Source organism: Streptomyces sp. NPDC059785 (assembly GCF_042732375.1).
Taxonomy (GTDB): domain Bacteria; phylum Actinomycetota; class Actinomycetes; order Streptomycetales; family Streptomycetaceae; genus Streptomyces.
In genome coordinates this window covers 1-25,103 of record NZ_JBHWHV010000094.1, presented here as the reverse complement: position 1 = coordinate 25,103, position 25,103 = coordinate 1, and the positions used below count along the sequence as shown (strand labels likewise).

Sequence of the window (25,103 nt, the reverse complement as noted above, 5' to 3'; positions counted from 1 at the left end):
CGCGACCGCCGTCCGGCGGTCGCGGCCCCGTGCCGTCCGCCCTCAGCCCTGCTTGGGCGCCGTGTCGGCCCCCCGGCGCAGGGTGAAGGAGTGGCCCGCCGGGTCGGCGTAGCCGCGCTCCTCGTTGGGGCCCGAGGCGTCCTTGGCCTCCACCGGACGGCCGCCGAGGCTGATCAGCTTCCGCTCCGCCTCGTCGAGTTCCTCCACGTGGAAGTCCAGGTGGACCTGGAGGGAGTTCTCGGGCCGCGGCCAGCTCGGCGGGGTCGCCATCACATCGCGGCGGAACGCCATCCGGAAACCGTCGGGGGCCTTGATCTCCACCCGGTTCGCGCTCTCCTCGGTCTGCTCGGCGTCGAGCAGCTCCCGGTAGAAGGCGGCGAGCTTCTCTGGCTCGGCGCAGTCCAGTACCACGACGCCTTTCATGATGAGTGCCATGCTTCCTCCAAGCCGGAATCCGGGACGCGGGCGGCGGCGCCTGCGGTCAACGCTCCCCGTATACCCCGTCCCCGGGAATCAGTCGGGCACCGGCCGGTCGCCGACGCGGCTCATGGTTCCCTGCGGGTCGCGCCCAGGCCGGTCGTGGGTGCCAGACAGAGGACGCCGACCTTGCCGAGGTGGGTGTTGCTCTGCACCAGGCGGGCCGCCTCCGGGGCCTCGCTGAGGGGGTAGGTGGTGGTGAGGGCGGGCCGGACCCGGCCGAGGTCGAGGAGCCGGTGCACGGCGTGCTGCTCCTGGAGGTTGGCGCCGTGGCTGCCGATGACGCGCTTGAGCCGCATCCACAGGTAGCGGTTGTCGAACTCGTGCCGGTAGCCCGAGCTGGAACCGCAGGTCACCACGGTTCCGCCGCGCCGTACGACGAAGACGGAGACGCCGAAGGTGGCCCGGCCGACGTGCTCGAAGACGATGTGCGGGTCTTCCCCGGTCGCGGTCCTGATGAGCCGGCCGAGCCGCTTGCCCACGGTGGCGGGGTCGGCCGGCGCGTCGCCCGTGAGGCCGATCTCCTCCCTGTTGATCACCACATGGCAGCCGAGGCCGCGCACGTACTCCGCCTTGGCCTCGCTGCTGACGACGCCCACGGCGATGCCGCCGCCGTTACGCACGAGCTGCACCGCGTAGGCGCCGAGGCCGCCGGCCGCGCCCCAGATCAGCACCACGTCGCCCTGGGTCATCCGGGCGCCGCGGTCGCTGACCAGCATGCGGTAGGCGGTGCCCGCGCACAGCGGGTTGGCGGCGGCCTCCTCCCAGGTCAAGTGGGCGGGCTTGGGAAGCAGTTGGCTGGCGCGGGCGATGCCGTAGTGGGCGAGTCCGCCGTAGTTGGTCTCGAAGCCCCAGGCGAGCATGGACGCGCCCATCATGCCGTCGGCGTGCGTGGCCGGTTCCTCCTCGTCGACCAGGACGGGGCTGACCACCACGTGGTCGCCGACGTGCCATCTGCGCACTCCGGAGCCGGTGCGGACGACGACTCCCGCCGCGTCCGAACCGAGGACGTGGAACGGCCGGTCGTGCCGGGCCGCCCAGCGGTCCCGGCGGCCGAACTGCTTCAGGAAGGTGAACGTCGGGATGGGCTCGAACATCGCCGACCAGACGGTGTTGTAGTTGATGCCGCTCGCCAGCACGGCCACGACGACCTCGTCCGGGGCGAGTTCGGGCATCGGCACGGAGCCGATCTGGATGGTCTTGCGCACGTCCTTGTCGGCGACGCCGGTGAACCCGTCGGCATCCTCCGCCCTGAGGTGGGCGGCGGTGTACCGGGCGGGCAACGGAAGCCGTGCCAGCTCGGCGCCGCCGGCTCCCGCCACGACGGCCTCGGCCAGGACATCCATGTCGTGCCTCCTTCTGGGTCGGGACAGGTCGGGCTGGGTGGGGTCAGGCGAGGCCGAGGCCCGCGGCGAGCACCGGCCACGAGGACCTGAACTCCTGCTGCCAGTACGGCCAGGCGTGCGAACCTCCGCTGTACAGGTGCACCTGCGCCGGGATGCCCAGCGCCGTGAGCTGCCGGGTGAAGCGCTGGGCCTGGCTCCACAGCGTGCCTTCGAGCAGGGCGCCTTCGAGGTTGCCGAAGTCGCCGCCGGGCAGCCCGCTGCCCTGCGACAGGTACAGGCCGGTCCCCGCGAGCGCCTGGGCCAGCGCGTACGGGTTGTGCCGGTTCCAGTTGTCCCGGTTCAGCAGCGCGCCGCCCCACAGGCTGACCGGCGAGAGCAGTTCCCGGGTGACGATGGCGCCGAGAACGGTGGGCATGCCCGTCGTCGTGGTGTCCACGATGCCGCTGTACGAGGCCGCCGCGGCGAAGCTGCCGGGGCGGCGGGCGGCGAACGCGAGCGCGCCGTAACCGCCGGTGGAGACCCCGGCGACGGCGCGCCGGTCACCGGCCCTGAAGCGCGCCTTGAGCAGCGCCATCACCTCGTCGACCTGGAACGTCTCGTAGTCCGGGGCGCCGGGCAGGCCGTAGTTCCACCAGTCGGTCGGGATGCCGGTGGCGCCCGAGGACGGCATGACGACGAGCACGTCCTGCCCGGCGAGGAAGTCGTGGACGTCCGTCTCCCGGGACCAGGAGGTGTAGTCGTCGTGCGCGCCCTGGAGGAGGTAGAGGACGGGCCAGGTGGCGTCGGGGCGCTCGGCGAAGGCGGCCGGGAGCAGGACGCGGACCGGCAGCGCGGCGCCGACCGCCGGGGACTGGACGGTGAGGTCGACGGTGCGGTCGTCGAGCCAGTTCTCGGCGGTGACCGACGCGCCGGCACCGGTGGCGCCGGAGGCGCCGGCGGCCGTCGCGGCCAGGGCGGCGGTGGTGGCCAGGGTGGCGCGCAGGACGGTTCTCCGCGTGGGGCGGTGCATGGACACGGGCCTGCTCCTCTTCTCTGACGGGACACCTTGCTGACGGGTTGTCAGCTGTCGGTCCCTTCGTTCAGGTCGTGGGCCAGGAAGCCGGCCAGGGTGTCGACGACCGGCGGGTCGAGCAGCGACAGGTGGTGGCCGGGCAGCGGCCGCACCGTGAGACCGGTGCAGTGGGCGTCCCAGCCGAGCGCCGCGTCGGAGCGCTCGTAGCGCGGGTCGCGGACGGTGTGCGGCGCGGGTTCGCTCGCCCGGTACAGCACGGCCGGTCCCGCGTACCGGCCCGGCCGGTGGCGCTCCCCGCCGCACAGGTCCAGGTACGAGGTGCGCTGGTGCTCGGCGACCGCGGGCGGCAGTGTCACGTGCTCGCCGGTCACCTTCAGGACGAGGTCGATCCGCGCGGCGTCGTCCAGCGTGGCCAGTTCCTCGTACGGCAGCTCGGGCGCCGTGCCGTACGTGCGTCCGATGTGGGCCGCGAAGCCCGCGAGGCGGCTCCGGGTCAGGTCCCACGGGGTGCGGTCCGGCGGGGCGGGCAGCGGCAGCACCGAGTCGAGCAGGACGAGGGTGCGGACGGTGCCGTGCCGGGACAGCAGCCGGGCCGCCTCCTGCGCCACCAGCCCGCCGTAGGACCAGCCACCCACGTGCCAGGGCCCGTCGGGGGACACGACCCGGATCCGCCGGGCGAACTCGGCGGCGCGCCCTGACACGTCGCCCGGCTCGGGCAGCCGGTCGAAGCCGTACACCGGACGCCGCCCGTCGAGCCGCTCGGCGAGCCGGACGTAGACGCCGGCGGAACCGCCCGCGGCGTGCGCGAGGAAGAGCGGGTCTCCCGGCCCGTCGCACGCGAAGTCGCGCAGGGCGGTCGCGGGGGCGGGGGTGTTCGCGGGGGCGAGGGTGGTCGCGGGTGCGGTGCGCGGTGCGGCAGGGCGGACGGCCGGGGGCTCGGGGGCAGGGGCGGGGGCCGGGTCCGGTTCCGGGGCGGGGCCGGTTGCCGGGGTTGGGCCGGTCGCCGGGGCAGAGACGGCTGCCGGAGCTGGGCCGGTTGCCGGAGCCGGGCCGGTCGCCGGGACCGGACCGGTCGCCGGAGCCGGGCCGCTTGCCGGAGCCGGGCCGGTCGCCGGATCCGGGCCGCTTGCCGGAGCCGGGCCGGTCGCCGGGGCCGGGCCGGTCGCCGGAGCCGGGCCGCTTCCCGGGGCCGGACCGGTCGCCGGAGCCGGGCCGCCTGCCGGATCCGGACCGGTCGCCGAAGCCGGGCCGGTCGCCGGATCCGGGCCGCTTCCCCGGGCAGAGACGGTTGCCGGAGCCGGGCTGCCTGCCGGAGCCGGGCCGGTCGCCGGATCCGGACCGGTCGCCGGATCCGGACCGGTCGCCAGGGCCGGACCGGTCGCCAGGGCCGGGCCGGTCGCCGGAGCCGGGCCGCTTCCCGGGGCCGGGCCGGTGAGCGGGGGCAGCAGGTTCGCGACCGCTCGCAGCGTGCCCTGGCGCAGCAGTGCCGCCGCTTCCAGGTGGACGCCGAACTCCCGTTCCAGGGCGCCCCGGATGCGGACGGCGGTCAGGGAGTCCAGGCCGAGGTCGGTCAGCGGCGCGTCGGGGTCGAGCCGGTCGGGGCCGTAGCCCATCACCCCGGCGACGCAGCGGCGCAGCCGGTCCAGCGGGGTCGCGTCGGCCGGCGCGGCGTCGCGTTCCGGGTCGGGGGCGGCCGTCTCCGGCCGCTCGCCGAACCAGAAGCGGCGGTGGCGCCAGTGGGGTGAGGGTACGTCCGCGACCCGGCCCGGCATGCGCCCGCCGAGGCCGGTGATCCGTACGCCGTCGGCGAGCAGCGTGGCGAGCGAGGTGTGGAAGGTGAGGGCGTCGTCGGTGTGCTTGCGCAGGGTGGGCAGGATCCGCGCGCCCGCGGGCAGCGTGTCGGTCAGCGGGTGCAACTGGGTGGCGTGCGGGGCCACTTCGACGAAGGTCCGGTGTCCGTCGGCGGCCGCCGCCCGCACCGCCTGCACGAAGCGGACGGGCCGCCGCAGGTTGGCGGTCCAGTACGCGGTGTCGTACGGGGCGGGGTCGCGGGGGTCCTCCAGCACGGTCGAGTAGCGCCGGCAGCGGGGTCCGCGCGGCCGGACCTCGCCCAGCTCCAGGACGAACCGGCCGAGCAGCGGCTCGACCTCGGGCGAGTGCCCGGCGCCCGTGACGCCCAGGGACCGCGCGAACCCGCCCTGGGCCGTCACCCGTTCCACCAGCGCCGCGACGTCCGGCGCGGACCCCGTCACCACGCTCTGCACCGGTGAGGCGTGGACGGCGACCTGGAGGGAGGGCAGGTCGCCTCCGAGGTCGCGGATCCCGGACTCGGGCCGGTCGACCACGGCCATGGCGCCGCCCGTCAGCCCCGCGAGCAGCCGGGAGCGTACGGCGACGATCCGGGCGCCGGTCGTCTCGTCGACCGCCCCGGTGACGACCGCCGCGGCGATCTCACCCAGCGAGTGCCCGATCACGGCGGCGGGCTCGCACCCCCACGACCGCCACAGCTCGGCCAGCGCGAGCTGGACCGCGTACAGGACGGGCATGACGACGGCGGGCGAGGAGAGGTCGGTGTCCGGGCTCAGGCTCGCGGCGAGGGAGACGCCCGAGTACCGGCGCAGCAGGGGTTCGAGGCGGTCGACGGCCGCGGCGAAGGCCGGTTCGGCGGCGAGCAGGCGCTGTCCCATGCCGGGCCACTGGGAGCCGTAGCCGGAGAACACCCAGACCGGTCCGGGTCCCTCCGGTGCGCCCTCGCCGGTGAGCACGTGCGGGGACGGCGCGCCCGCGGCCAGCCGCCGCAGCGCGCTCACCGTCTCGGTCCGGTCCCGGGTGACGAGGACCGCGCGGTGCCGGCCGCGTCCGGTGCGGCGGGCGAGGGTGCGGGCGAGGTCGGTGTCGTCCGGGCGCGCCGCGGCCGCCAGCCGGTCGGCGAGTTCGCCCGCGTAGGAGCGGACCCGGCCGGCCGTCGGCCCGTCGAGGAGCAGCAGCGCGGGCCGGGACGCGGACGTGGTCCTGGCGGCGCGTGCGCGGTACTCGGTGAGCACGACGTGCGCGTTGGTGCCGCCGAAGCCGAACGCCGAGACCCCGGCCGTGGCCGTGCCCGAGTAGCGCGGCCAGGGCTCGGCGGAGGTGACGACGCGCAGGCCGAGCGCGTCGAGGTCGGCGTGCGGTCCGGGCCGGGTGAAGTGGAGCTGCGGCGGGATCTCCCCGTGGTGCAGGGCCAGTACGGTCTTGATGAGCCCGGCGATCCCGGCGGCGGCCTCCAGGTGGCCGAGGTTGGTCTTCACCGAGCCGACGAGCAGCGGCTGTTCGAGGTCGCGGCCCGCGCCGAGCACCGCGCCGAGCGCGCCCGCCTCGATGGGGTCGCCGAGCGCGGTCCCGGTGCCGTGCGCCTCGACGTAGTCGACGGCCGCGGGCGCGGGGTGCGCGCGGGCGAGGAGGGCGCGCTGGGCCGCCGCGCTGGGCGCCGTCAGACCGTTGGAGCGGCCGTCGGAGTTGACGGCCGTGGCACGGATCACCGCCAGGATCCGGTCGCCGTCGCGCTCCGCGTCGGTGAGCCGGCGCAGCACCACGACCCCGCACCCCTCGCCGCGCACGATCCCGTCGGCCGACGCGTCGAACGCCTTGCAGCGGCCGTCCGGGGCGAGCGCGCCCGCCCGCTGGAGGCCGAGCGTGACGCCCGGGGTCAGCAGCAGGTTCGCGCCCGCGGCGAGCGCGGTGTCGCACTCCCCCGACCGCAGGGCGCGCACCGCGTGGTCCACGGCGACCAGCGAGGACGAGCACGCCGTGTCGACGGCCAGGCTCGGGCCGCGCAGGTCGAAGGCGTAGCTGAGCCGGCCCGCGGCGACGCTCAGGGCGGCGCCGGTCGCCGTCCAGGCGTCGGGCGCCGCGGCCGTCAGGTGCGCGTACTCGTTGCCGCTGATGCCGACGAAGACGCCGGTGCGGGTGGATTCCACGGACAGGGCGGCGTGGTCCAGCGCCTCCCGGGTCACTTCGAGGAGCATCCGCTGCTGCGGGTCCATGGCGGCGGCCTCGTGCGCGGCGATGCCGAAGTACTCGGCGTCGAAGCCCGCGATGTCGTCGAGGAACCCGCCGTGCCGGGAGACCTCGGGGTCCGCCGACGCCGGGTCCCACCTCCCCTCGGGCACGGTGCCGACCGCGTCCCGGCCCTCGGTGAGCAGCCGCCAGTACGCGTCGGGCGAGCTCGCGCCGGGGAAGCGGCAGCCCACGCCGACGACGGCGACGAGGGCGGGCGCGGAGGCGGAGGGTGCCGGGGCCGTCGCGGCCTCGGTCACGGCCGTGGGCGCGTCGTCCACCGTGCGGTGCTCGGCCTCCGGTTCGCGCAGCTCGCGCACCAGGGCGTCGATGGTGCCCGCGTCCCACAGCAGGGTGCCGGGCAGCCGGCGCCCCGCCAGATCGCTGAGCAGCGCGGTCAGGGCCACCGCGTCGCGTGAGGTGAGGCCGAGTTCGGCCAGCGGGCGGTCGTCGGCGATCTCGTCGGGCGTGAGGCCGTACCAGGCGGCGAGCCGCTCCACGACCACACCGCGGATCTGCGTACGGCTGGGGCTCACCGCGCTCACCGCGCACCGAACCCGCCGTCGAGGAACCGCTCCCGACTCGCGGCCCGGGCGATCTTGCCGCTGCTGGTGCGGGGCACGGTGCCCGGCGGGACCAGCCGCAGGACGCCGAGCCGCAGCCCGTGCCGGGCGGACACGGCGGCCCGGACGGCACGCTCGCACTCCCGCGCCTCGGCCTCCGTCGGCTCGGCGTCCCTGCGGTGCTCCGCCACCACGATCAGCTCCTCCCCCGTGCCGTCCGCGCGGGGCACGCCGAAGGCGGCGAGCCGGTCGCGGCGGACCACGGGCGCGGCCCGCTGCACGGTCTCCTCGATGTCCGGCGGGTAGTGGTTGCGCCCGTCGACGACGATGACGTCCTTGATCCGCCCGGTGACCAGCAGCAACCCCTCGTGCAGGGCGCCGAGATCGCCGGTGCGCAGCCAGCCCTCCGGGTCGCCGAAGGCGTGGTCCGCGAACGTCCGCTCCTCGGCGGGCCGGTCCGCGCGCTTCCAGTAGCCGCGCCCGATGTTGGGCCCGCGCAGCCGGATCTCGCCGACCCGGCCCGGCGGCAGTTCCGTGCCGTCCGCGCCGGTGATCCGCAGCTCCTGGCCGACGGGCCGGCCGCAGGAGACCAGCTCCACGGCGTCCGGCCGCCCGGCGCCGCCGTCCGGCAGCGCCTCGATGCGTCCCTCGCGCAGCGCGACCGCGTCGCAGGTGACGGTGTGCGGCGGCTCGGTGCGGGAGTCCGCGGTCGCGAACACCGTCGCCTCGGCGAGTCCGTACGCGGGGCAGTGCGCGGCCGGGTCCAGGCTGCCGTCGGCGAACGCCGCGCGGAACCGCTCGATGGTGCCGGGCCGTACCGGTTCGCTGCCGTTGATCAGCACCCGCACCCGGTCCAGGCGCAGTTCACCGGCGAGACCCGGTTCCGTGCGGGCCACGCAGTAGTCGTACGCGAAGTTCGGCGCGGCGCTGACCGTGCCCTCGTAGGAGCCGAGCAGGCGCAGCCAGCGCGCGGGGTCCGCGAGGAAGGCGACCGGGTCCATCAGGACGGAGGCGAAGCCGCCGACGACGGGGGCCGCGACGCTGAGCACGAGGCCCATGTCGTGGAAGAGCGGCAGCCAGCCGACCGTGGTGGAGCTCTGCGGGTCGTGCACGAAGGCGTGGATGGCCTGGCGGGCGTTGGCGACGACGTTGGCGTGCGTGATCATCACGCCGGCCGGACTGCGGGTGGAGCCCGAGGTGTACTGGAGGTAGGCGATGTCGTCCGGTTCGGCGGCCGGCAGGCCGGGGTCGGGTCCGAGGCGGCGGACGGGCAGTTCACCGACGGCGACGACCGGCACCTCGGGCAGCCCCTGCTCCCGTACGAAGTCCCGTACGGCGCCGGTGCCGGCCGAGTCGGCGAGCAGACAGGCCGGTTCGCAGTCGGCGAGCACGGCGGCGAGCCGGTCGGCGTGACCGGGCAGACCGGGCCCGAAGAGCGGCACGGCGATCACCCGGGCGTAGAGGCAGCCGAGGAACGCCACCACGTAGTCCAGCCCCTGCGGCAGGACGAGGGCGGCGCGGTCCCCGGGCGAGGCCACCGTCGTCAGGTGGTCGGCCACGGCGCGGGCCCGGGCGTCCAGGGCCCGCCAGCCGAGGGTGCGGTGCACCCCGGCCGAGTTCGGCTCGGGGAAGTCGACATGGCTGAGGGCCCGTTGCTGCGGCCGGTGGCGGGACCAGTGCCGCAGATGATCGGTCAGCGAGGCGTCCTCGGCGGGCCGTGCGGGGGTCATGGCGGCTCCAACTGATCGGTCCCGGGGGACGGGGTGGGGGGATGGGGTGGGGGGATGGGGTGGGAGCGAACGGACAACACTCGTTGGCAAACGCCCGTCGGCCAACGTCCGCAGGCCAACGTCCGCAGGCCAACGCCCGTAGACCAACACCCGTCGGCCAACGTCCGTAGACCAACACACCCGTAGGCCAACGCCCGTAGACCAACACCCGTAGACCAACACCCGTAGACCAACACCCGTAGACCAACGCCCGCGTCCGTTGCACGGTGAACCAGGTTCCGCCGAGGAGTGACGGTCGAGTTAGACGATGCGTTGACAGATCGCCCGGCCACCTCTGTCAGTTACCTGACAAAGGCACCACCGCGATTCGGCGCCCCGGGGCAGAGCCCCCGCCACTCCCCGCCCCGCACAATCCCTGCCACCGCACTGCCACCGCACCCGACGGCGGCCGCGCGGCGAAGTCGGAGTCGGAGCCGGACCCGCAGCCGCAGCCGCAGCCGCAGCCGGGGCCGGAGCCGGAGACAGAGCCGCAGGCCAAGGCGGAGGAAGGAGCCACGGTGGGACGCGCACGGCCGGCGGCGCTGCTCGCGCTGCTCACCCTGACCGGTTTCCTCACCACCCTCGACAACACCGTGATCAACGTGGCCCTGCCCACCGTCCAGCGCGAACTGGACCTGACGGTGAGCGGTCTGGAGTGGGTCGCGAGCAGCTACGTGCTCAGTTTCGGGGCGCTGCTGCTGCCGGGCGGCCGGCTGACCGACCTGTTCGGCCGCCGGCGCGTCCTGGCCACCGGGATCGTGGTGTTCACGGCGGCCTCGGGCGCGGCGGCGCTCGCGGACAGCGGGGGCGCGCTCGTCGCGGCCCGTACCGTGCAGGGCGTCGGGGCGGCCCTGGTGATCCCCGCCTCGCTGGCCGTGATCGCCGCCGATCTGCCCCCGCGCAGGCGGTCCACGGCCGTGGGCCTGTGGACGGCGGCGCTGGCCGTCGCCCTCGCGCTCGGCCCCGTGGTCGGCGGGTTCGTCACCCAGCAGTGGTCCTGGGGCTGGGTGTTCGCGATCAACGTGCCGTTCGGCCTGGTCACCCTGCTCCTGGTGCCCGCCGTGCCCGCCGCCCCCGCCCGCGCCACCCCCGGACGGGCCGCCCTCGACCCGCCCGGCGTGCTGCTCTCGGTCCTCGCGCTGTACCTGCTGACGTACGGTCTGGTGCGCGGCGGCGACCACGGGTTCGGGACCCGTCCCGTGCCGCTCTGCCTGGCGGTATCGGCGGCGGCCGGCTGCGCGTTCGCCGTCCGGGAGGCGCGGACCGCGCAGCCGCTGGTCCGGCTCGGGCTGCTGCGCGACCGGTTCCTGACCGGCGGGGTGCTCGCGCAGGTGCTGTGGGGCATCGGCGTGAACGGCGTCTTCTTCTTCACCGCCCTCTACCTCCAGCACGTCCTCGGCTTCTCCCCCACCAGGGCGGGGCTGGCCTTCCTGCCGCTGGCCGGCGCCCTGCTGCTGTGCACCCCGCTCGCCGAACGGGCGGCGCGCACGCTGGGCGCCCACGTCTCGATCGCGGCGGGACTCACCCTGGTGGCGCTCGGCCTGGTGTACGTCTCCGGAACCGGCCTGCGCGCCGGTTACTGGGACCTCCAGCCGGGCCTGCTGCTGATCGGCGTGGGCTCGGCGCTGACCACTCCGCTGACGGTGCGTTCGCTGGCCGGGGTGCCGGCCGCGCACACCGGCACGGCCACCGGTCTGATGAGCGCGGCCCGCGAGGTGTCGGGGGTGTTCGGGGTGGTCCTGGTCGGCGTGGTCCTCACCCGGCGCGAGCGCTCCGAGCTGCGCTCGGGCACGGATCCCCGCCGCGCCTTCCTCGCCGGGTACGACCTCGGGCTGCGGCTCGCGGCCTGCTGCGTGCTGGCCGGTGCGCTCGTCACGCTGGTGGCGCTGCGCCGCCGCGGCCGGCACCGGCGGTTGGTCGCGCGGGGGCGCCGCCGCACGGAGCGCGTTGTCCGCAAGTGACAAGCGACGCACCCATGTCTGTCCGCCGTTGATGGGCCACGCGAGGTTACTTGCGGGTATCGTCTCCCGTCCCCTGTACCCCCGCACAGGAGGGAGCCGTCGCGTTGAGCGGACTGCGGACACTGGACGGCGAGACCGAGACCGGGCGGGCCACGGACGGCGACCGGGCCCTGCGAACCGCCCCGGCGGGGAACGCCCCCACCGAGGACGGCCCCGCCGAGGACGAGAGGACCCTGGCCGAACGGGCCGTCGCCGACGAGCCCAACGGCCCCTTCAAGGCCCTCCCCCCGGGCCTGCGCGACGACCTCAGGCCGTTCTTCGACGACATCGCCGAGGAGGTCGTACGGGCCATCAGGACCCAGATACCCGAGTACGCGCGCCCGACCGACGACATGTACATGCACGTCGTGCACCGCGGTGTCGAGCACGCGCTCCAGGGCTTCCTCGAGCGGATGGCGCAGCCCGACACCGACTGGGAGCCGGTGAAGGCGACGTACCAGCGCATCGGGCACGGGGAGGCGGAGGAGGGCCGCAGTCTCGACTCGTTCCAGTCCGCGCTGCGGCTCGGCGCGCGGGTCACCTGGCGGCGCGTCAACGCCCTGGTCGACGCCGACGTGCTGCCGCGCAACGTGCTGGCCGCGTTCGGCGAGGCGCTGTTCCTGCACCTCGACGAGATGGCGGCCGCGACGACGGCCGGCTACACGGAGGCGCGGCTGCACGCCGCGGGCGAGCAGCAGCAGCGGCGGGCCCGGCTGATCGACCTGCTCACCGCCGACCCGCCCGTCTCGGCCGAGGCGATCGGGGATCTCGCGCACTCCGTGCGCTGGCCGGTGCCGCGGGCGCTGGCGGTGGTGGCGATCGACCAGCGGCCGGAGCCGACGGCGGCGCGGCCCATCGTGCCGCCGGAGTTCCTGGCCCGTTTCGACGTCCAGCCGTCGCTGGTCGTCGTGCCCGATCCCGGGGGTCCCGGGCGGGTCCGTGCCGTGGCGGGTGCGCTGCGCGGGCTGCGCGCGGCGATGGGTCCGACGGTGGGGCTCCAGGAGGGCGCACGGTCGCTGCGCTGGGCCGGGCAGGCCCTGGAGCTGACCCGCCGGGGCGTGCTGCCGGACACCGGTCTGGTGCGCTGCCAGGAACACCTGGCCACGCTGCTGCTGTTCCGCGACGAGGCTCTGGTGGACGCGATGGCGGAGCGTCATCTGCGGCCCCTGGAGGAGCTGCGCCCGCCGCAGCGCGAGCGGCTGGCGGAGACGCTGCTGTGCTGGCTCCAGTGCGGGCACAACGCCAGCGAGGTGGCCGCGCGGCTGGCCGTGCACCCGCAGACGGTCCGCTACCGGATGCGGCAACTGGACGGGCTGTTCGGCGACCGGCTCCTCGATCCGACGGCACAGTTCGAGATGCAGCTCGCGCTGCGGAGCCGGGCCCTGCGCCACGCGGCCGGGTCGCGGTGACGAACGGCCGGTTCGCGGTGACGTGGCCGAGTCGCGGTGACGCGAGGAATCGGTTCAGGCCGTCCCGCACCCGCCCGACCGGCGGGTTTCCGGGACCCTGTCGAACCGCGCGGAACTGCCCCCTGCAAAGCCGGGACATATGTCAAGCGAACATGCTGGAATTCACTCCATCGGGGGTAACTTGCCGTGCAAGGAACGGTTTTGCAGCCGCCCGGACCCGGGTCCCATGTCTAGGCTCGCAGTTGTCGTCACCCCGGACCTCGGTGACTCGGGGCCCTGCCCATATGAGCGGGTCTAAGCCGGTTGGAGGCGATGTCGTCATGCAGCACGAACCTGCACCCCTCACGCGGCATCTGCGCATACACCGGCACCGGGATCACACGGTGCTCGAGTTCCACGGCGACATCGACATCGCCACGGCCCTGGAGATCAGTCCGTTCCTGGACACCGTGACGGCCCGGGCCGCGCCGCAGATCGTGGTCGACCTGCGGCCCGTCGAGTTCTTCGACTGCTCCGGACTGCGGCTCCTGGACCGGGCCAGACGGCGTGCGGTGGCCCGGGGCGGCTCGCTCCTCCTCGTCTGCACGCACCCGCTGACGCTGCGGATCCTGCATGTGACCGGGCTGGTCCACCTCATGCCGCCGTACACCTCGGTGGACGAGGCGACGAGCCAGCCGGAGACTACTTCCGGATCTGCGTGACCTGGCCGGCGCCGACGGTCCGGCCGCCCTCGCGGATGGCGAACTTCAGACCCTCCTCCATGGCCACCGGCTGAATGAGCTGCACCTCCATCGTGGTGTTGTCACCCGGCATGACCATCTCGGTGCCCTTGGGGAGGGTCACCACGCCGGTCACGTCCGTCGTACGGAAGTAGAACTGCGGCCGGTAGTTGTCGAAGAAGGGGGTGTGCCGGCCGCCCTCGTCCTTGGACAGGATGTAGGCGCGGGCCTCGAAGTCCGTGTGCGGTGTCACCGAGCCGGGCTTGATGACCACCTGGCCGCGCTCGACGTCCTCCCGCTTGACCCCGCGCAGCAGCAGCCCGACGTTCTCCCCGGCCCGGCCCTCGTCGAGCAGCTTGCGGAACATCTCGATGCCCGTGACGGTGGTCTTCGTCTTCTGCTCGTGGATGCCGATGATCTCGACCTCGGCGTTGACCTTCAGCACCCCGCGCTCGATGCGGCCGGTGACCACCGTCCCGCGGCCCGTGATGGTGAAGACGTCCTCGATCGGCATCAGGAAGGGCCGGTCGACGTCGCGCACCGGCTCGGGCACGAACTCGTCCACGGCCGCGAGGAGTTCGACGACGGACGCGGTCCACCGGGCGTCGCCCTCCAGCGCCTTGAGCGCGGAGACCCGCACCACGGGCACGTCGTCACCCGGGAACTCGTACTCGGTGAGCAGTTCGCGCACCTCCAGCTCGACGAGCTCCAGGATCTCCTCGTCGTCCACCATGTCGGTCTTGTTCAGGGCGACGACGATGTACGGGACGCCGACCTGCCGGGCGAGCAGGACGTGCTCCTTGGTCTGCGGCATCGGGCCGTCGGTCGCCGCGACGACCAGGATCGCGCCGTCCATCTGCGCCGCACCGGTGATCATGTTCTTGATGTAGTCCGCGTGCCCGGGGCAGTCGACGTGCGCGTAGTGCCGGTTCTCGGTCTGGTACTCGACGTGCGCGATGGAGATGGTGATGCCGCGCTGGCGCTCCTCGGGAGCCTTGTCGATCTGGTCGAACGGCGTGTAGGGGTTCAGGTCGGGGAACCGGTCGTGCAACACCTTGGTCATGGCCGCCGTGAGCGTCGTCTTGCCATGGTCGATATGACCGATGGTGCCGATGTTCACATGCGGTTTCGTCCGCTCGAACTTCGCCTTCGCCACTGGAGGGCCTCCTGATCACCTGGCCGTGAACCGGGGCCTGATGAGGCGTCAGCCACAGGCTCCGGAGCCGAGCGCGCTTCGCTGCTTGCCGTCCACTGCCGTGCTACTTCCTGTCTATTCGGTCTCGGGCGCGTCGAACAGGGCACTGACCGACTCACCGTTGTGAATGCGACGGACCGCCTCGGCCAGCGCCGGTGCGACGGACAGGACGCGCAGCTTTCCGGTGCGCTCCTCCTCCGGGACCGGCACGGTGTTCGTGCAGACGATCTCCAGGACGTCGGGCTGCTCGCTCAGCCGCTTCAGGGCGCCCGCCGCGAACAGCCCGTGCGTACAGGCCACCCGGATCGAGCGGGGCCCCAGCTCGCGCAGCCGCTCCAGCAGTTCCAGCACCGTGCTGCCCTTGGCGATCTCGTCGTCCAGGACGATGACGTCCCGTCCGGCGACCTCGCCGATCACCGAGCTGATGGACACCCGGTCGTCCGCGAACCGCTGCTTGGCGCCCGCCGCCACCTGCGCGCCCAGCATCCGGGCGAACGCGGCGGCCTCCTTGGCGTTGCCCAGGTCGGGCGAGACGACCGTGGTCCGCGAGGGGTCGTGGCCGCGGAAGTGCGCGGCCAGCTCCCGCAGGGCGTGCAGGTGGTCGACCGGCACCGAGAAGAAGCCGTGCACCTGCGGCGAGTGCAGCGTCATCGCAAGGACCCGGCTCGCGCCCGCCGTCACCATCAGATCGGCCACGAGCCGGCCGCCGATCGAGATGCGGGGCGCGTCCTTCTTGTCCGAGCGGGCGTACGCGTAGTGCGGCAGGACCACCGTGATCCGGGCCGCGGAGGCGCCCCGGGCGGCGTCCAGCATCAGCAGCAGCTCCACCAGGTGCTCCTGCACCGGCTCGACCAGCGGCTGGACGAGGAACACGTCGCGTTCCCGGCAGTTGGCCTGAAGCTGCACCTCGAGACAGTCGTTCGCGAACCTGCTGATCCTCGTCGGGCTCAGCGGCACGCCCAGATGCGCGCAGACCTCCTCGGCCAGCCGGGGATGGGCACTACCGCTGAAGACGGCGATGTCACGCACGATCCGCTCCTCGCATGATCAGATCCGGGCTGCGCGGCACATGCTACGGGCAGCGGGGAGCTGTCGTACGAGGGGTCAGGGGTTGGCACCGGCCGGATCACCAGCTCACCGGCAGGTGCAGCGGGCTGCGCGTGACCTGGCCCTCCCGCCAGTCGATCGTGCCGGGGGTGAACTCCGCGCGCAGCCGCGGGAAGCGGACGGCCAGCCGGTGCAGGGCGAGGGTGATCTCCATCCGGGCGAGCCAGGCACCCAGGCAGTGGTGGGGTCCGGCGCCGAAGACGACACCGGGGGCCGGCAGCGGCGCGAACAGGTCGCGGGCGCCCGGCTCCTGACGCGGATAGACGTCGGGGTCGCGGTTGGCGGAGTTGGTGGCGACGGCCACCACGCTGCCCGCCGGGATGCGCACCCCGCCCACCTCGGCGTCCTCGACCGCCCGCCGGATCAGTCCGGGCAGCAGCCTGCCCTCGCTCAGCGGGACGGTGCGCAGCAGCTGCTCGGCCGCGGCCGCCGCCGCCTCCTCGCTCCCGGCGAGCCCGGCCCAGGAGCCGCGGCCGTCGGTGAGGAGGTAGACGACGGTGTTGCCCAGCGAGGTCATGGTGGTCTCGTGACCGGCCACGACGAGGCCGCAGGCCAGCGAGACGAGCTGCCGGTCGTCGATCTCCCCGCCCGCGTCCCCGGCGGCCACCAGCTCGCTCACGAGGTCGTCGCCCGGGGCCTTGCGCCGTTCGGCGACGAGCGCGGCGCCGAACTCGCCGAACTCCGTCATCGCGCGCCGTACCTGCTCGGCCGTGTGCGCGCCGCCGGACAGCGCGTGGTCGGCCCAGTACCGCAGGCGCTCGCCGTCCACGTGGTCGAGCCCCATGAGCCGGCAGATCACCGACACCGGCAGCGGGCGGGTGAACCCCTCGATGATGTCAGCGGGCCGCGGCTGCTCGGCGAACCGGTCCAGGAGCGCGTCGACGGTCTGGGCCACCCAGGGGTGCCAGCGCGCGATCGCCCGTGGCGTGAACGCGCGCTGCACGGTGCGCCGCAGCCGCTGGTGCGCGGGCCCGTCCTGGTTCAGCAGTCCGTCGGGGTCGTCCAGCAGATTCGGTACGGCGAGCAGACGCGGCGCGTCCTCGGCGTACAGCGAACGGCGGTCGAAGCGGGGGTCCATCAGTACGTGGCGGACGTCCGGGTAGCGGGTGACCAGCCAGACCCGGGTGCCGGTCGCCAGGGTGGCCTGCCTCGGTGGCCCCGCTTCCGGGAACGTCACCTGGTGCATGGGGCAGAGCGCGCGGGCCGCGGTGTCGTCGGTCATCCGTTACTCCAGGTACGCCGGGGCGGACGCGGACCACGCTAGACGGCCCGCCCGGACCCGTCACCGTCGGCAATCGGCCAACCGACCTGTCTGTCAAGGCATTTGGCGGGCATCCGGAGGGGCAGGAAGGAGGGCCGTCGACATGACGACGTCCATCAAGCGCATGCCCGCGTGGGCCAAGGCGGTCGGTGCTGTCGTGCTGGTGCTCGTCCTGCTGGTCGCCGGGGGCCTGAGTCTGCTCCCGGGGCTGCGCGACGTGTTCGGCACGGAGGAGCACGACCGGTCGGGACCCGCACTGCTGGAGTCGATCCAGGACATGAGCCGTTACGACGCCGCCTCGGGCAACTTCCAGGTCGTCGTGGACCTGGAGAAGGACGCCAAGTACCTGCCCGACGCGCTGCACGGCACCCGCACCCTGTACGTGGGCTCGGGTTCCGTCGACGCGTACGTCGATCTGGGCGGGCTCGAGAAGAAGGACGTGTCGGTCAACGAGGACCGCACGTCGGCCACGCTCCGGCTGCCGCACGCGGCCCTGGGCAAACCCGCCCTCGACCCCGACCACTCGTACGCCGTCTCCAAGCAGCGGGGTCTGCTGGACCGGCTCGGTGATTTCTTCTCCGACAACCCCAACGACGAACGGGCCGTGCAGCGCCTGGCGTCGAAGCACATCGGGGAGGCCGCCGAGGACAGCAAGCTGACCTCGCGCGCCGAGGAGAACACCACAACCATGCTCGAGGGCCTGCTGCGGTCGCTGGGCTTCAAGGAGGTGAAGGTGACCTACGGCGCCGCCTGACGGCCCGGAGCCCAAAGGCTCCACGGCCGCCCGTCGCACGTCGCTCGCGGCGGGCGGCCGTCAGCCGTTCAGGACGCTCGGCGCCGCCAGCGCCCCGAGCAGGGCCGCGCCCGCGAGCAGCCAGGCCACGTAGTCCCCGATGTGCCCCGATTGCAGGCGGCGCAGCGGCCCCGCCACGGAGCGCAGGCCGATCCGCCGGGGCCGGCTGACGGCGAGCGCCGCCAGTGCCACGGCCAGCGCCGTGGCGGTCAGTCCGAGGCCGACGCCGGACGCGGTCCAGTGCGGCACGGTGCGGGCGCCGCCGGAGCCGGCCGCGCTCACCGCCTCCCCCACCACGGCCGCGAAGCCGGGCACGGCCCCGACGGCCAGCGCCCCGGCGAGCAGCAGCGCCGGCACGGTGGTCATGGTGTCGGGGATACGGGTGAGCCGGTGCCGGGTCTCGGGCTCCTCGCCGGTCCCGGTGGTCTCGTACGAGGTGTCGTCCCGGGGCGGCGGTCCGAGGCCGAGGAACACCCGGGCCGCCACCCGCAGCACGGCCGCCGCGGTCACCGCCGACACCAGCACGAACACCGCGGTGAGCGGGGTGCCCACGGCCTCCTCGGTGAGCGCCTTGCCGAGCCCGGTGCCGAACGGCGGCAGCCCGGCGAGGCCGAGGCCGCCGGCGACGAACAGGACGGCGACCCCGCGCAGCGCCCGGGCCCGGCCGTGCAGGGCGTGCTCGTCGACGTCGGCGTACCGGTCGAGAAGGATGCCGGTGCAGGCGAACAGGGCAGCCTTCACCCCGGCGTGGCCGAGAACGTACAGGGCGATCCCGTCGTCGGCCTCGGGGGTGAGGGAGCCGATGCCGATGAGGAACAGCCCCAGGTGGGCGACGGTCGAGTAGGCCAGCATCCGTTTGATGTGCCGCTGGTGCCAGCACATGAAGGCGCCGAGCAGGGCGCTGAGCACCCCGAGCGTGACCAGGGCGCGTTCCAGTCCCGGTGCCGGGATGCCGCCGGGTCCGGCGAAGACGGTGCCGTAGACCCGCCAGACGCCGTAGGCGCCGAGTTCGACCATGACTCCGGACAGCAGCATGCACACGGGGGTCGGCGCGACGGCGTGCGCGTCCGGCAGCCAGAAGTGGAAGGGCACGGCCGCCGCCTTGACGAGCAGTCCGGTCAGCACGAGCACGAAGGCGGCGAGGGTCAGGGCGTCGGGTCCGCCGTGCCGGTCGAGCGCGCGCCCGATCTGGGTCATGGCGAGTTCGCCGGTGCGGGCGTAGAGCAGCGCGATGCCCATGAGCATGGCGTACGCGCCGAGGGAGGTGACCACCCCGAAGGTCAGCGCGCCCTGCACCGGCCGCGGCTCCTCGACCCGGTGCCCGGTCAGCGCGTACGCGACGACGCTCATCAGCTCGAAGAAGACGAACGCGTCGAACAGGTCGCCCGCGATCGCGAAGCCGCACATGCCGCCCTGGAAGAGCAGCAGCAGCGCGGGGAAGGAGCCCGCGCGGCGGCGCGGCGGGTCGTCGAAGTAGCGGGAGGCATAGGCGAGGGCCGCGACGGTCAGTACGGAGGCGAGGGCGGCCATGCCGAGTCCAGGGCCGTCGCCGACGAGGACGATACCCACGCTGTGCCCGCCCCTGGGAACCCAGCCGCCCACCCATTCGGCCATGGGGGGCGAGGAGTTCAGCAGCAGCACGACCGCGAGGGCGGCGGTGCCGGCCGAGAACGCGTGGCCGACGGCCTCGGCGGCGGTGCGGGGCAGGGCCCGGCCGAGGGCGACGAGCAGCGCCGCGCCGCACAGCGGCAGCGCGACGAGCAGCGGCAGCAGGTCGTTCATCAGCCGCGCAGCTCCCTGAGTTCGTCCGGATCGACGGTGCCGTGGCGCTTGGCGACCTGGACGACGAGCGCGAGGAGCAGGGCGGTGACGGTGGCGCCGACGACGACGTCGGTGAGGGCGAGGGCCTGTACGACCGGGTCGACGACGGGCCGGGAGCCGGGCCGCAGGTCGGAGAAGACGGGCGCGGTGGCGCCGTCGCGGTAGCCAACGGCCAGCAGCAGGACATAGGTCGCGGACTGGCAGACGGCGAGACAGCCCACGGCGTGGATCAGGTTCCGGCTGGTGGCGAGGCCGTAGGCGCCGACGAGGAAGATCCACACGGCGACGAGGTAGGGCAGCACGGACATCACGCTCGGCCCACTTCCCGCTTCTCCGCTTCGGTCATGTGCCGGTCCCTTCCTCGATCTCCACGGCCTGGTCCAGGAAGTGGGCGAGCAGCAGGACGACCGCGCAGGCCACCTCCATGCCGATCGCCGCGTTCAGCAGCGGGACGGTGCCGCCCGAGGACAGCGTGTCGAACGTGCCGTACGGCAGCAGGGTGTTGGCGAGGAAAGCGGTGGAGCCGAGCAGCCCGGCGAGGCCGAGCACCAAGTACGCGGAGGCGGCGAGCGCGTCGCCGACCTCGTACAGGCCGGTGGGGCGGACGCGTTCCAGGGCGCGGTAGTCGGCGCCGAGGTAGAGCAGGTGCAGGGCGGTCGCGGCGACCACGCCGCCCTGGAAGCCGCCGCCTGGGCTGAGCTGTCCGTGGGCGACGATGTACAGGCCGGTGACGACGGCCACCGGCAGGACGGCCAGGGCGTAGCGGCGCACGGGCGGGGCGACGTCCTCCGGTTCCGGCGTGGCGCGCCGTTCGTCGCGGGTCTGCCGCAGCAGCACGACGGTGCCGAGCACGGAGGCGAAGAGGATGCTCATCTCGCCGAGGGTGTCAAAGGCCCGCTGGTCGAAGTTGACGGAGGCGATGGTGTTGGCGGTGTGCCGGGCGAGGGAGGCGTGCACGGCCCGCGTCCCGTACGGGTGCCGGGTGGAGCCGAAGCCGGGCAGCCGCAGACAGGCGGCGACCAGGAGCACGGCGAGGCCCGCGCCGCCGAGGGCGACAACCAGCAGCCGGGCGCGCCGGGTCACCGGTCCTCCTCCTTGCGGCCGCGCCGTCTGACCTTGCGCACCGACAGGAGTACCAGCAGCGGGGTGAGGGCGGAGCCCACCGCGAGCTGGGACAGGGCGACGTCGGGCGCCTGGAGGACGGTGAACAGGACGGCCAGGGTGGTGCCGAGGACGGCGAGGACCAGCGCCTGGCGCGCGGGGTCGCGGACCGCGACGGCCGCGGTCGCCGAGGCGGCGACCAGCAGCAGGGCGACGGCGACGAGCGGATCGTTCACGGCTGTTCCTCTCCCGCGCGGCCGCTCTCCCGGTAGCCGCCGGCCAGGGCCCGGGAGGCGACCAGGTTCCCGCCGACCAGCAGGACGCCGGTCACCAGGAGCTTCACCGTCGCGCGGCCGGGCCCGGTGACCGCGCACAGGACGAGCACGACGGCGGCGCCGAAGGCGGCGACCGCGCAGGTCAGGGTCCGGGCCCGCGGCGGGTCCCCGGCCAGGTCGCCGGCGAGCAGCCGGGCGAAGACCAGCGTGCCGACGGGGCCCAGCAGGGCGAGCACCAGGGCCACGTCGACATAGGCGGGCCGGCCGTAGCCCTGGGCGAGCAGGAGCAGACAGGGGCAGGCGAGCGACGTGGACAGGTTCTGCGCCACGACGCGGCGGCGCAGCGGTCCGGTGGCCACGCCCCACACGGCGGGCCCGAGCCCCGCGGCGAGCGCGGCGGTCGCCGTGCCGGTCCAGCCGTTCACCGTCCGCCCACCGCCCGCCGCGCGGCCCGTGCCGCGACCGCCCCGAGCAGGGCGGCGGACGCCCCGGTCACGAGCTCCAGGGTGTCCACCGTGGTGATCAGCACGAGCCACAGGGCCCCGAGCGCGATCCACCACCCCAGGATCTCAAGCCCCGCCCGAAGCGCCGTGCTCGGCCGCATACGCCACCTCCCGGGGCACCGATGGTTGATTCGCCCGTACAGATCCGTTACGCGCAGTCGCTCCGCCATCCAAGCATCGCCGCACCTCCGCACGGTGCCGACGCGCAACGGCCCGGTGCTCGAAGTGCCCTCGGACGGGCCTTCCACACCCCTTCGGAAGACCCTTGCATCGACCGCGGCATCCCGGGTAACCGCGATTCTCAAGACGGCAGTTGGCACCGGGAGGACGGTATGGCCCGTACGGCCTTGGGCTTAGGCTCCACACGCTTGGCGAAAACCGGTCGGCGGTCGTCGGCCGCGTCCCGGGACAAGCGGGCGCCCCGGGGCAAACGGACGTCCCGCGATACGACGGCCTCCCGGAGCAGGCGCGCTTCCCGGGCGGCCGCGGCGAGCGAGGAGACCCGGCGCGGACTGCCGCTGCCGGTGCGGCTGCTGGTGATGCTGCTGGCCTTCGCGGCCATGGTGGGCTTCGCCGCCGCGCTGGCCCGGCTGACGCTCGAGCCGTCCCCGGCGTCGGAGGCGCTGACGCACAACAACATGCATCCGGGCCGCTCGCTGCACGCCTATCTGTCGCAGCCCGCCCTGCGCGACGCCGTCAAGCAGGTCGGCGGCAACGTGCTCCTCGGCGTGCCCTTCGGCGTCCTGCTGCCCGTACTGGCCCCCCGCACCCGGGGCCTGCTGCGCATCACCTTCCTGACCGCGGCCGTCATGCTGCTGGTCGAGCTGGTGCAGGGCGCGCTGATCACCGGCCGTGCCTTCGACATCGACGACGTCATCCTCAACACGACGGGCGCGCTGATCGGTTACCTGCTGCTCGGCCGGCGCCTCGGCCGTGCGGTGCACCCCCGGCGCAAGCGCGGTCTGCTGGGCAGGCGCACCGAGCACGAGCGCCGCTGACGACGTGTGACAGCCTTCAGGCCGAGGTGGCTCGGAGGCTGTCCGCGAAGAAGCCCGCGAGTCTGTCGACGGCCGGGTCCACGTACTGCTTCCTGTCGTACAGGTCGACGTGGCTCGCGCCGTCGATCCAGTGGAACTCCTTGGGGCCGGTGGCCCGCCGGAACGCCTCGACGCTCATCCACGAGGTGACGGCGCGGCCGCCGGCCACCATGAGCAGCGGCCGCGGGCCGATCAGCGGGACGGCCGCGAAGGCGTCGAACATCGCCATCCTGTCGACGCTGGACCAGGTGAAGAAGGCCGCGGCGCGTTCGTGCCGGGCGCGCGGGGTGCGGTAGTACGCGAAGCCCTCGGCGCCGTGCTCCCCGCCGAGCGCGCGGGCCTGTTCGGCGGTCTCCGGGAACAGCTCCATGACCGGCGGCTCCTCACCCCGGGCCCCGGCGGTACGGGCCCGCGCCGCGGCGGCGAGCATGCCCTGGAAGACGGCCGGGTCCTGGGTCCCGTCGGCCCCCAGGCGGAACTGGCGGGCGACGTCCACCGCGCTGACGGTGCCGACGGCCCGGATCCGGTGGTCGCCGGCCGCCGCCGCCAGGACGTAGCCCCCGGAGGCGCAGATGCCCAGGGCGCCGATGCGCCCGGCGTCGGCCTCGCCGCGCGTGGTGAGGAAGGAGACGGCGGCCTTGACGTCCTCGACGCGCTGGGCGGGGTCCTCCAGACCGCGCGGCTCGCCGCCGCTGGCGCCCTGGTGCGCCGCGTCGAAGGCGAGCGCGACGAAGCCCCGCTCCGCCAGCCGCCGTGCGTACAGGCCGGACGCCTGTTCCTTGACGCCTGTGCCGGGGTGGCCGACGACGATCGCGGGCCGCGGTCCGCGGTCCGGGCCGGCGGGGACGTAGAGGTGCCCGGCGAGCGGGATGCCGGCGCTGTCGAAGGTGACGTCGGTCCTGGTGGTCACGGTCATGGGGGGCTGCCTTTCCGGTGTCTTCGGGCTGTGCCGTCCACCCTCGGCGAGGCCGGGCCCCGGCAACAGAGACAGGTTTCCGCCCGGGAAAGAACGTGCCCCCCTTGCCCGGGTGCCGGCCGCGCGGGTGCCCGCGTGAGAATCAAGGACATGACCCCGGTATCCGATCCCCGGCTCGGTGCGTTCCTCAAGGCCCGCCGGGCCCAGCTCGCACCGCGCGACTGCGGCCTGCCCGAGACCGACTCCCGCCGCAAGGTCGCCGGACTGCGCCGCGAGGAGGTCGCCCTGCTCGCGGCGATCAGCGTCGACTACTACACGCGCCTGGAGCAGGGCCGGGTCCGGGCCTCCGCGTCCGTGCTCGCCGCCCTGGCCCGCGCCCTGCGCCTCGACGACGACCAGCAGCGGTACCTGTACGAACTCGCCGGCCGGACCGACGCGCGCCCGCGCGGGCGGCGGCCCGCGCAGCGGGTACGGCCCGCCGTGCGGCGCCTGCTCGACCAGCTCGCCGAGACCCCCGCCATGGCGCTCGGCAAGCGGCTGGACATCCTGGCCTGGAACCCGGCCGCCGCGGCCCTGTACACCGACTTCGCCCGGATACCGGCGGACCGGCGCAACTACGTACGGCTGTTGTTCACCGACCCGGTCGTCCGGGCCCTGTACCGGAACTGGGAACACGACGCCCGCGACGCCGTCGCCGCGCTGCGCATGGAGGCGGCGGCCGGCCCAGAGGACCCCGAACTGGCCCGGCTCGTCGGTGAACTGTCCGTGCGGGACGCCGACTTCCGCATCTGGTGGGCCGAGCACCGGGTGGTCGGCTCGGCCTACGGCACCAAGCACTACCGGCACCGGCTGGTCGGCGACCTGACCCTCGACTGCGACACCTGGAGCAGCCCCGACGGCTCGGGGCAGCGCCTGATGGTGCTGACCGCCGAGCCGGGCACGCCCTCGCACGACGCGCTGCGCATCCTCGCCTCGTGGACCGCCGGGCGGCCCGCCCCGGACCGGGCGGAGGACCACACCGCATAGTCCGGATCCGGATCCCGGCTCGGCAGGCCCGGTTTCCGGTCCGGACCAGAGCACACCTTCGCGGTCGACTGGGTGCCGGACTCCCTCACCTGGTCCGTGGACGGCACGGTCTACCAGCGGCGCACGCCCGCCGACCTCGGCGGCAGGAGCTGGGTGTTCGACAAGCCGTTCTTCCTGATCCTGAACCTGGCGGTCGGCGGCTACTGGCCGGGCGACCCGGACGGCTCCACGTCCTTCCCGCAGCAGCTCGTCGTCGACCAGGTCTCGGTGACGTCCGGCGGCTCCGCGGCGGGCGCCCCGATCCGCGGCCTGGCCGGCAAGTGCGTGGACGTCGCGGAGGCGGGCACCGCCAACGGCACGGCCGTACAGCTCTACGACTGCAACGGCACCGACGCGCAGAACTGGACCGTGGGCTCCGACGGCACGATCCGCGCCCTGGGCAAGTGCCTCGACGTCACCAGCGGCGGCACGGCGGACGGCACGCCCGTCCAGCTCTGGGACTGCAACGGCACCACCGCCCAGAAGTGGGTGGTCACCGGGGCCCGCGACATAGTCAACCCGCAGGCCGACAAATGCCTGGACGTGACGGGCAACAACTCGGCCAACGGTACGCGGCTTCAGATCTGGTCGTGCGGCGGCGGCGCCAACCAGAAGTGGACGGTGGGCTGAGGGCCGGACGCGGCCGGCGGCCGGGGGGGGGGGGGGGGGGGCCCCCCCCCCCCCCCCCCCCCCCCCCCC

At 74.3% G+C, this 25,103-nt stretch carries 21 protein-coding genes and 1 pseudogene; 7 read left to right on the top strand and 15 right to left on the bottom strand.

Features of this window, described 5'->3' with window-relative positions; translation table 11 throughout:
* Positions 1 to 42: 42 nt before the first annotated feature.
* The 5 genes from ACFV6E_RS40455 to ACFV6E_RS40435 all read right to left on the bottom strand — a co-directional run bounded on the left by ACFV6E_RS40455 (position 43) and on the right by ACFV6E_RS40435 (position 9,163).
* The gene (locus ACFV6E_RS40455) at positions 43 to 435 is read right to left on the bottom strand and encodes a VOC family protein (RefSeq protein WP_385176788.1); all 393 of its coding nucleotides are present in this window, start codon (positions 433 to 435) and stop codon (positions 43 to 45) included.
* 110 nt (positions 436 to 545) lie between these two features.
* Positions 546 to 1,823, bottom strand: coding sequence for a crotonyl-CoA carboxylase/reductase (ccrA, locus tag ACFV6E_RS40450; RefSeq protein WP_385468605.1), 1,278 nt, complete (start codon positions 1,821 to 1,823; stop codon positions 546 to 548).
* Between the two features lie 43 nt (positions 1,824 to 1,866).
* Positions 1,867 to 2,832 (bottom strand): alpha/beta hydrolase, encoded by a 966-nt coding sequence (locus ACFV6E_RS40445; protein WP_385176813.1) that lies wholly within the window; start codon positions 2,830 to 2,832, stop codon positions 1,867 to 1,869.
* 50 nt (positions 2,833 to 2,882) lie between these two features.
* Positions 2,883 to 7,406 (bottom strand): beta-ketoacyl synthase N-terminal-like domain-containing protein, encoded by a 4,524-nt coding sequence (locus ACFV6E_RS40440; protein WP_385468602.1) that lies wholly within the window; start codon positions 7,404 to 7,406, stop codon positions 2,883 to 2,885.
* Positions 7,407 to 7,411: 5 nt separating this feature from the next.
* Positions 7,412 to 9,163 carry a fatty acyl-AMP ligase gene (locus tag ACFV6E_RS40435; RefSeq protein WP_385468599.1) on the bottom strand — a complete coding sequence of 584 codons (1,752 nt, stop codon included), beginning with the start codon at positions 9,161 to 9,163 and terminating at the stop codon, positions 7,412 to 7,414.
* Between the two features lie 557 nt (positions 9,164 to 9,720).
* Between ACFV6E_RS40435 and ACFV6E_RS40430 the strand changes: the two genes are divergently transcribed.
* The 3 genes from ACFV6E_RS40430 to ACFV6E_RS40420 all read left to right on the top strand — a co-directional run bounded on the left by ACFV6E_RS40430 (position 9,721) and on the right by ACFV6E_RS40420 (position 13,312).
* Entirely contained in the window at positions 9,721 to 11,163 is a 1,443-nt protein-coding gene (locus ACFV6E_RS40430; RefSeq protein ID WP_385468596.1) for an MFS transporter, read from the top strand.
* A 104-nt stretch (positions 11,164 to 11,267) separates the two neighbouring features.
* Complete coding sequence (locus ACFV6E_RS40425; RefSeq protein WP_385468593.1) at positions 11,268 to 12,611, top strand: PucR family transcriptional regulator; 1,344 nt, start codon at positions 11,268 to 11,270, stop codon at positions 12,609 to 12,611.
* Positions 12,612 to 12,931: 320 nt separating this feature from the next.
* On the top strand, positions 12,932 to 13,312 hold the full coding sequence (locus tag ACFV6E_RS40420; protein WP_385175783.1) for an anti-sigma factor antagonist: 381 nt from the start codon (positions 12,932 to 12,934) through the stop codon (positions 13,310 to 13,312).
* Here ACFV6E_RS40420 and tuf read toward each other — a convergent pair.
* From tuf to ACFV6E_RS40405, 3 genes are all read right to left on the bottom strand, one after another.
* On the bottom strand, positions 13,293 to 14,486 hold the full coding sequence (gene tuf / locus ACFV6E_RS40415) for an elongation factor Tu (protein WP_385175780.1): 1,194 nt from the start codon (positions 14,484 to 14,486) through the stop codon (positions 13,293 to 13,295). The genes ACFV6E_RS40420 and tuf overlap by 20 nt on opposite strands.
* A gap of 114 nt (positions 14,487 to 14,600) precedes the next feature.
* The gene (locus tag ACFV6E_RS40410) at positions 14,601 to 15,554 is read right to left on the bottom strand and encodes a ribose-phosphate diphosphokinase (protein WP_385175777.1); all 954 of its coding nucleotides are present in this window, start codon (positions 15,552 to 15,554) and stop codon (positions 14,601 to 14,603) included.
* A gap of 97 nt (positions 15,555 to 15,651) precedes the next feature.
* Positions 15,652 to 16,854 carry a cytochrome P450 gene (locus ACFV6E_RS40405; RefSeq protein ID WP_385468590.1) on the bottom strand — a complete coding sequence of 401 codons (1,203 nt, stop codon included), beginning with the start codon at positions 16,852 to 16,854 and terminating at the stop codon, positions 15,652 to 15,654.
* 142 nt (positions 16,855 to 16,996) lie between these two features.
* Between ACFV6E_RS40405 and ACFV6E_RS40400 the strand changes: the two genes are divergently transcribed.
* Positions 16,997 to 17,647, top strand: a complete 651-nt coding sequence (locus ACFV6E_RS40400) for a DUF4230 domain-containing protein (RefSeq protein ID WP_385175772.1) — start codon at positions 16,997 to 16,999, stop codon at positions 17,645 to 17,647.
* Positions 17,648 to 17,707: 60 nt separating this feature from the next.
* On the opposite strand, the gene ACFV6E_RS40395 is transcribed toward ACFV6E_RS40400, so the two are convergent.
* Genes ACFV6E_RS40395 through ACFV6E_RS40370 form a run of 6 tightly spaced genes read right to left on the bottom strand, consistent with a single transcriptional unit; the run spans position 17,708 to position 21,487 of the window.
* Positions 17,708 to 19,468 (bottom strand): complex I subunit 5 family protein, encoded by a 1,761-nt coding sequence (locus ACFV6E_RS40395; protein ID WP_385165517.1) that lies wholly within the window; start codon positions 19,466 to 19,468, stop codon positions 17,708 to 17,710.
* Positions 19,468 to 19,815, bottom strand: coding sequence for a sodium:proton antiporter (locus ACFV6E_RS40390; RefSeq protein WP_385165520.1), 348 nt, complete (start codon positions 19,813 to 19,815; stop codon positions 19,468 to 19,470). The genes ACFV6E_RS40395 and ACFV6E_RS40390 overlap by 1 nt, the downstream gene beginning before the upstream one ends.
* 34 nt (positions 19,816 to 19,849) lie before the next feature.
* Positions 19,850 to 20,590: an MnhB domain-containing protein gene (locus ACFV6E_RS40385; RefSeq protein WP_385165523.1), complete on the bottom strand. Its 741-nt coding sequence runs from the start codon at positions 20,588 to 20,590 to the stop codon at positions 19,850 to 19,852.
* On the bottom strand, positions 20,587 to 20,844 hold the full coding sequence (locus ACFV6E_RS40380; protein ID WP_385165526.1) for a Na(+)/H(+) antiporter subunit B: 258 nt from the start codon (positions 20,842 to 20,844) through the stop codon (positions 20,587 to 20,589). Before ACFV6E_RS40380 ends, ACFV6E_RS40385 begins: the two co-directional genes overlap by 4 nt.
* Complete coding sequence (locus tag ACFV6E_RS40375) at positions 20,841 to 21,308, bottom strand: MrpF/PhaF family protein (protein ID WP_385165528.1); 468 nt, start codon at positions 21,306 to 21,308, stop codon at positions 20,841 to 20,843. The genes ACFV6E_RS40380 and ACFV6E_RS40375 overlap by 4 nt, the downstream gene beginning before the upstream one ends.
* Positions 21,305 to 21,487, bottom strand: a complete 183-nt coding sequence (locus ACFV6E_RS40370) for a hypothetical protein (protein WP_385165530.1) — start codon at positions 21,485 to 21,487, stop codon at positions 21,305 to 21,307. Before ACFV6E_RS40370 ends, ACFV6E_RS40375 begins: the two co-directional genes overlap by 4 nt.
* Before the next feature lie 231 nt (positions 21,488 to 21,718).
* Here ACFV6E_RS40370 and ACFV6E_RS40365 point away from each other — a divergent pair, with 231 nt between their 5' ends.
* Positions 21,719 to 22,384: a VanZ family protein gene (locus tag ACFV6E_RS40365; RefSeq protein ID WP_385165532.1), complete on the top strand. Its 666-nt coding sequence runs from the start codon at positions 21,719 to 21,721 to the stop codon at positions 22,382 to 22,384.
* Positions 22,385 to 22,400: 16 nt separating this feature from the next.
* Here ACFV6E_RS40365 and ACFV6E_RS40360 read toward each other — a convergent pair whose 3' ends face one another.
* Positions 22,401 to 23,339, bottom strand: a complete 939-nt coding sequence (locus ACFV6E_RS40360) for an alpha/beta hydrolase (protein WP_385165534.1) — start codon at positions 23,337 to 23,339, stop codon at positions 22,401 to 22,403.
* Between the two features lie 150 nt (positions 23,340 to 23,489).
* On the opposite strand from ACFV6E_RS40360, the gene ACFV6E_RS40355 reads away from it, so the two are divergent.
* Together ACFV6E_RS40355 and ACFV6E_RS40350 are read left to right on the top strand one after the other, a co-directional pair.
* A complete protein-coding gene (locus ACFV6E_RS40355; RefSeq protein WP_385468587.1) occupies positions 23,490 to 24,365 on the top strand; it encodes a helix-turn-helix domain-containing protein in 876 nt (291 codons plus the stop codon).
* 51 nt (positions 24,366 to 24,416) lie between these two features.
* Positions 24,417 to 25,034 (top strand): annotated as a pseudogene (locus ACFV6E_RS40350) (lectin); the annotation flags it as partial.
* Positions 25,035 to 25,103: the final 69 nt, after the last annotated feature.

Excerpts from the sequence above, each read along its gene's own strand:
- ACFV6E_RS40455 (WP_385176788.1), bottom strand. The coding sequence starts at position 435 with ATGGCACTCATCATGAAAGGCGTCGTGGTACTGGACTGCGCCGAGCCA.
- ccrA (WP_385468605.1), bottom strand. The coding sequence starts at position 1,823 with ATGGATGTCCTGGCCGAGGCCGTCGTGGCGGGAGCCGGCGGCGCCGAG.
- ACFV6E_RS40445 (WP_385176813.1), bottom strand. The coding sequence starts at position 2,832 with ATGCACCGCCCCACGCGGAGAACCGTCCTGCGCGCCACCCTGGCCACC.
- ACFV6E_RS40435 (WP_385468599.1), bottom strand. The coding sequence starts at position 9,163 with ATGACCCCCGCACGGCCCGCCGAGGACGCCTCGCTGACCGATCATCTG.
- ACFV6E_RS40420 (WP_385175783.1), top strand. The coding sequence starts at position 12,932 with ATGCAGCACGAACCTGCACCCCTCACGCGGCATCTGCGCATACACCGG.
- ACFV6E_RS40405 (WP_385468590.1), bottom strand. The coding sequence starts at position 16,854 with ATGACCGACGACACCGCGGCCCGCGCGCTCTGCCCCATGCACCAGGTG.
- ACFV6E_RS40400 (WP_385175772.1), top strand. The coding sequence starts at position 16,997 with ATGACGACGTCCATCAAGCGCATGCCCGCGTGGGCCAAGGCGGTCGGT.
- ACFV6E_RS40395 (WP_385165517.1), bottom strand. The coding sequence starts at position 19,468 with ATGAACGACCTGCTGCCGCTGCTCGTCGCGCTGCCGCTGTGCGGCGCG.
- ACFV6E_RS40390 (WP_385165520.1), bottom strand. The coding sequence starts at position 19,815 with ATGTCCGTGCTGCCCTACCTCGTCGCCGTGTGGATCTTCCTCGTCGGC.
- ACFV6E_RS40370 (WP_385165530.1), bottom strand. The coding sequence starts at position 21,487 with ATGCGGCCGAGCACGGCGCTTCGGGCGGGGCTTGAGATCCTGGGGTGG.
- ACFV6E_RS40365 (WP_385165532.1), top strand. The coding sequence starts at position 21,719 with ATGGCCCGTACGGCCTTGGGCTTAGGCTCCACACGCTTGGCGAAAACC.
- ACFV6E_RS40360 (WP_385165534.1), bottom strand. The coding sequence starts at position 23,339 with ATGACCGTGACCACCAGGACCGACGTCACCTTCGACAGCGCCGGCATC.
- ACFV6E_RS40355 (WP_385468587.1), top strand. The coding sequence starts at position 23,490 with ATGACCCCGGTATCCGATCCCCGGCTCGGTGCGTTCCTCAAGGCCCGC.